This is a genomic window from Hymenobacter coccineus, assembly GCF_001816125.1.
In the GTDB taxonomy this organism is placed as follows: domain Bacteria; phylum Bacteroidota; class Bacteroidia; order Cytophagales; family Hymenobacteraceae; genus Hymenobacter; species Hymenobacter coccineus.
The window spans coordinates 1-4,796 of sequence record NZ_MDZA01000171.1 but is presented as its reverse complement, the minus strand read 5'-3'; the positions used below and the strand labels follow the sequence as shown (position 1 = coordinate 4,796).

General features: G+C 70.4%; 4 protein-coding genes. 1 reads left to right on the top strand and 3 read right to left on the bottom strand.

Annotated features, from left to right (window positions below; all coding sequences use genetic code 11):
• Positions 1 to 756: hypothetical protein (locus BEN49_RS27895; RefSeq protein ID WP_204376093.1), on the top strand; the 756-nt coding region annotated here is incomplete at its 5' end.
• Positions 757 to 869: 113 nt separating this feature from the next.
• On the opposite strand, the gene BEN49_RS11305 is transcribed toward BEN49_RS27895, so the two are convergent.
• From BEN49_RS11305 to BEN49_RS27890, 3 genes are all read right to left on the bottom strand, one after another.
• Complete coding sequence (locus BEN49_RS11305) at positions 870 to 2,474, bottom strand: DEAD/DEAH box helicase (RefSeq protein ID WP_125916760.1); 1,605 nt, start codon at positions 2,472 to 2,474, stop codon at positions 870 to 872.
• Between the two features lie 107 nt (positions 2,475 to 2,581).
• Positions 2,582 to 4,159, bottom strand: coding sequence for a PD-(D/E)XK nuclease family protein (locus BEN49_RS11300; protein ID WP_158022854.1), 1,578 nt, complete (start codon positions 4,157 to 4,159; stop codon positions 2,582 to 2,584).
• Positions 4,075 to 4,566 (bottom strand): hypothetical protein, encoded by a 492-nt coding sequence (locus BEN49_RS27890; RefSeq protein WP_070743420.1) that lies wholly within the window; start codon positions 4,564 to 4,566, stop codon positions 4,075 to 4,077. The genes BEN49_RS11300 and BEN49_RS27890 overlap by 85 nt, the downstream gene beginning before the upstream one ends.
• Positions 4,567 to 4,796 lie beyond the last annotated feature (230 nt).

Sequence of the window (4,796 nt, the reverse complement as noted above, 5' to 3'; positions counted from 1 at the left end):
CGCACCCACTGGCGCTGCCCGGGGCGGCGGCCACGGCCCGCATCACGGCGCTGTTTCAGGACGCGCAAGGGGCCCTGTGGGCGGGGGCCGACGGGTACGGGGCGTTTCGCCGGGCCGGGCGGCGCCTTCGCGGCCGAGCTGAATACGCCGGCCATCACCGCCGGCGCCGCCACGGCCGACGGCTCGGTGTGGCTGGGCAGCAACCTGGGCCTCAGCCGCAAGCAGGGCCCCGAGTGGACGCGCTACAACGAGGAAGGCGTGGGCAACCGCGAAATTCCCGACAACTTGGTAGAGAAGCTGTTGCCCGACAACACCGGGGCCCTGTGGGTCGTCATGTCCGACGCCATCAGCGTATTAGAGCCCACGCCCCAGGCCGCCGGGGAGACCGAAGTGCCCACCGTCAAGTTCCTTGGCCGACCGGGCAACGAGGTGTTCGGCGTGGCCAGCGTGCCCGGCGCGGGCCGCGTGTTTGCCACGGCCATGGGCCTGCTGCTGCTGCCCGCCGCCCCCGCCGGGCCCCTCGCCAGCCCCACCCCTACCACCGACGAAGTGGAGCCCCAGCGCCTGCTGGTGCCGCTGCCGGCCCTGCCCGGCGCCACCACCTCCGCCCCGCCCGTGCTGGTGCAAGTCGATGCCCAGCAGCGGGTGTGGCTGGCCAGCGCCGACGAGGTAACGGTGCTCACAATCAAGAAATTTCGGAAGTTTGCGCAGCGGGGCCCAGCGGCGGCTAAGCAAGTCGTGGCCGGTAAAATGTAGCTTGGACTTTGTAGTCCGAGCGCGAGCACAGCGAGCAGGCGGTACCAAACGATTTTAGGCACCAGATGCTCGCTGCGCTCGCGCTCGGACTACAAAGTCCAAGCTACAGACCGCTACACCTCACCAGCGGCGGCGGCTTCCATGCGCGCCAGCAGGGCGGCGTGGTGCGGGGCCCGGCGCAACACCTCTTCGTTGCCCAGCAAAATGAGCTGCTGCCGGGCCCGCGTCACGGCCACGTTCAGCTTGCGGTCCACCTGGCCGGTTTCGTCGGGCGAGGCCATCAGTTCCAGTTGGTGCTCGTGGTGGCAGCAGAAGCTGACGATAATAACGTCGCGCTGCGAGCCCTGGTAGCGCTCCACAGTATCGACGCTGACGTGCAGCAAGTTGGGCAAGTTCAGCTCGACCGCTAGTTGGGCCAGCCGGGCCCGGATGCGGGCCGCCTGGTTGCGGTAGCTGGCGATGATGCCCAGCGTAGTTTCGGCGCTGAAATCGGGCCCGTAGCCCTGGGCCACGGCGGCGGCGGCGCGGGCGGCCAGCTCGGCTTCCTGCGCCGATTCCTTCATCGACAAATCCTCGGGCTGGCGGCGGGTGGGCACGAACACCAGCCGCTCGTTGCGCACCCGCGCCAGGAAATTATCGGCCGGCGCGGGCCAGCTGGCGCGGTTGAGCGGGGCGTGCTGCCAGGGCAGCGGGCAGCGCAGCTGGCCCTCGTAGAAGTCGTCGTTCACCAACGCGGCCAGGTCGGCGTGCATGCGGTACTGGTCGGCCAGGGTGCCGTGGGCGTGGGGCCAGTGGGCCTCGGCGCGGCGGAACAGGCGCTCGAAGTAGGAGTTGCGCAGGTTGGTGAGGCCCAGCTCGTCGCGGAGCAGGCCGGCCACTTCCGGGGCAATGGCGCTGGTTTCGGGGCCCTGGGCCACCACGGCGGGCAGCTGGCGGTGGTCGCCGATGAGCACAAACTTGGGCACCTTGGCCAGCAGCGCCAGCATGGGGCCCTCCAGCACCTGGCTGGCCTCGTCCACCACGGCCAAGTCGAACTGCTTGAGCAAGAACAGCTCCGGCTTGCCCAGCAGGCTGGCCACGGTGCCCACGTAGAACGGGCAGCCCGTGAGCCGCGCCCGCACCGTTTGGCGGCTGGGGCAGTCCCGGATCATGTTATCGAGCAGGTACGGACGGTACGCCGGGGCCGTGCCCAGCCGCGAGCCGACGCGGATAAACGGCAGCCCGGCCGCCACCAGCTGCTCGCAGATTTCGTCCACGGCGCGGTTGGTGTAAGCGGCCAGCAGGGCCTGCTTGTCGTCCTGGTACAACTGCACGGCCAGCTCCTTGAGCACGGCGCGCGTTTTGCCCGTGCCGGGCGGCCCGCAGAGCACAAACCAGTCGGGCGCGGCCAGGGCCCTAGCTACCACCTCGGGGGCTGCGGTGGCGGGCGGCGCGGCGGCATCCCACCCATCGGGCCGGCGCGGGCCGAGGCGGCCCAGCAGGCGCTGCCGGCGCTCGGGGGCCAGGTTCAGGAAGGACGAGAGGCCCGCCCATTCGCGCCGGAACGTATCGTAGGTGTCGGGCTCCAGGGCCCAGTGCGAGTGGCCGGCGAGGTAGCGCGGGGCCAGCCGGCGGTTGCGCACGCTCAGCACCACCGGGCCGTCGGCGGTGAGGTCTTCGGCCAGCACCACCTTCACCACCTGCGCATCGAGCACGCTCAGCGCCTGGCTATTAGCCATTGGCTGTTGGCGATTGGCTTCTTTCTGCTGGCCGTTGGCTTCCAGCTCTTGGCTATTGGCTTCGTTCTGATTTAAATCATCTGTTTCGCCCAACGGGGAGCTAACAGCTAACAGCTGAGCGCTAACAGCTTTACGGAGTGGGTAAAGAATGAGCGTGTCGCCGGCCCGGAAGTTGACTTCGCGGCCCCCGGCCGGGCGCCGGAAGATGAGGTGGGCCCCAGGCCGTCGCGGGCGGTGTCGGGGGCGTTGCTGTGGTCCTCGCTCAGTTCGAGGCCGTCGAGCAGGCTGAAGTTCTGGTGCTTGCGGGCGGCGGGCAGGCGCCACAGGCCAGCCTGGCCACCGGCGTCGCCGGGGCGGGCGTCGTCGCCGAGCAGGGTCAGGCGCATTTCGCGGGCCACGAAGCGGGTCATTTCCAGGCAGTAGGCGCGCTCCACGGGGTCGGCGGCGGCCCAGGCCTGGGCCATTTTCTCGGCCTTGGCCTTGCCGAAGGGCGGCAGGGCGGCCAGGTTGGGGTGCAGCACGGGGGCCAGCAGCTGGGCCACAGCCCCGGGGCCCGTGGCGCGGGCCAGCAGCAACTCGGTGCCCACGAGCTGGTTGCGGGCCGAGAGCAGCCGATCCACCAGCTCGGCGTCCTGGTCCACGCGGCGCACGGGGGCCTGGTCGGGGGCGGCGTTGGAGTAGAGGATGCTGGTGCGGCCCCGGCCGGCGGTGGCCCCATCGGCCCCAAACACCGACTCCAGCAGCAGGCGGTAGAGCTGGGCCTGGGCGGCGTGGTTGCTCCAGGGCTCGCCGTGGGGCACTTTGGTCGAGCTTTTCAGCTCGATGATGTCGTAGCCGGTGGGGCTTTCGTGCAGCAAGTCGAGGCGCCCCTGCAAGCCGTAAGTGGCTGACAGGAACGACGGTTCCAGGAAGCAGTCGGCCACGCGCAGCGGCTGCTGCTGGTAGCCCGTGCGGCTGCCCGCAATGAAGCCCTGGGCCCGGCTGGCCCGCAGCGTGCGGTAGTGCCGGCGCAGGTCGCCGAGCAACTCGGGCACGCCGGTGCGCGTCTGGAAATCGGGCAGCGCACTGATGGTGAGCGGGTTCGAGCGAAATAGCCGCCGCTTGAAGAAGCCCTCCAGATCGAATTCAGCGGGCAGCGGTTGGTTGTCAAGTGTGAGTTGCGGGTTATCCGTGGGCAGCGGTTGGCCGTCCGCGGGGGCTAGATCGGAGTTTTCTACCTGACTACCAGCATTGTCCGCCGGGGCCCCAGCGGCCCATTCGTACTGCTGGGCGGCGTGGCTCACCTCCTCGTCCAGCAGCATGTTCACCAGGTTGCCGACCACCAGCGGGCGCGAGGTTTCGTCGGGCAGAAAGGCGTTCAGCAGGGCCCACTCGGGGATGGTGCCGCTGGCCTGGGCGCACTCCGCGATGGTGGTCACGTTCACCAGGTAATCGGGCTCGAGCACCACGCGGCGCGGGCGAATGCGGCCGCCCGGCTGCGCCACGGGGCCCACCAGGTGCAGCACGGGGTGCAGGGCGGCGGCCAGGGGCAGCAGGTTGTCGTAAGCTGGGGGCAGGTCCACGTCGAATGGCCCCGCAGGGCAGCCGTCGGCGGGCGCGCTCATTTCGGCGGTGAGCTGGCCGGTGGCCAGGTCGGCGTGCAGCACTTGCACCCGCCAGGTAGGCGCGGCGGCCAGGGGCTGCACCGCCAGGGATTCGGCGCGGTCATCGCCTTGCTCGTCAGCACCCGGCAAGCCACCGGCCGGCACGGGGCCCCGTCGTACACTTCGCCGGTGAGGTGCTCCACCAGGCGGGCAAGGGCCCCAAAGCCGGCCGCCGCCTCGGCGGGGGTGCCCGGGGTAGCTTTCGTGCAGTACCAGGTGGCGGTGAGGCGCAGGTTCTGGAGCTGGCGGCGCAGCAGCGGCGGCAGGCGGTGGTCGTAGGCCACGAGGCCGATGGCCTGGCTGAGGTCGGCGAAGGGCGCTTCGCGGCGGCGGCACTCGTCGCGCAGCACTTGTTCGAGGAGCTGCCGCAGCTTGGGCAGCTGGTCGGCGGGGGTGGCGGCGGGGGCCGTGGCCAGCGCGGAGAGGCGGGCGTAGTAGGATTCGGGCAAAACGGGCGGCGGATAGATACCTTAAAGGTAGCGCCGCGGGGCAGTTGCATAGCCAGAAAAGCCGCCCGTGCGTATTGTTGCTCGTCTTCAGTAAACTCCCCCCGCCGCCGGGGCCCCCGGGCCGCCGGCCGCACTTCCACCCCATGACCCGTTCCTTCCGCCTGTTTTTCACCTTCCTGCTGGGGCCCCTGCTGGCCCTGGCCCAAGCCCCGCCGCCCGCCCCCTGCGCC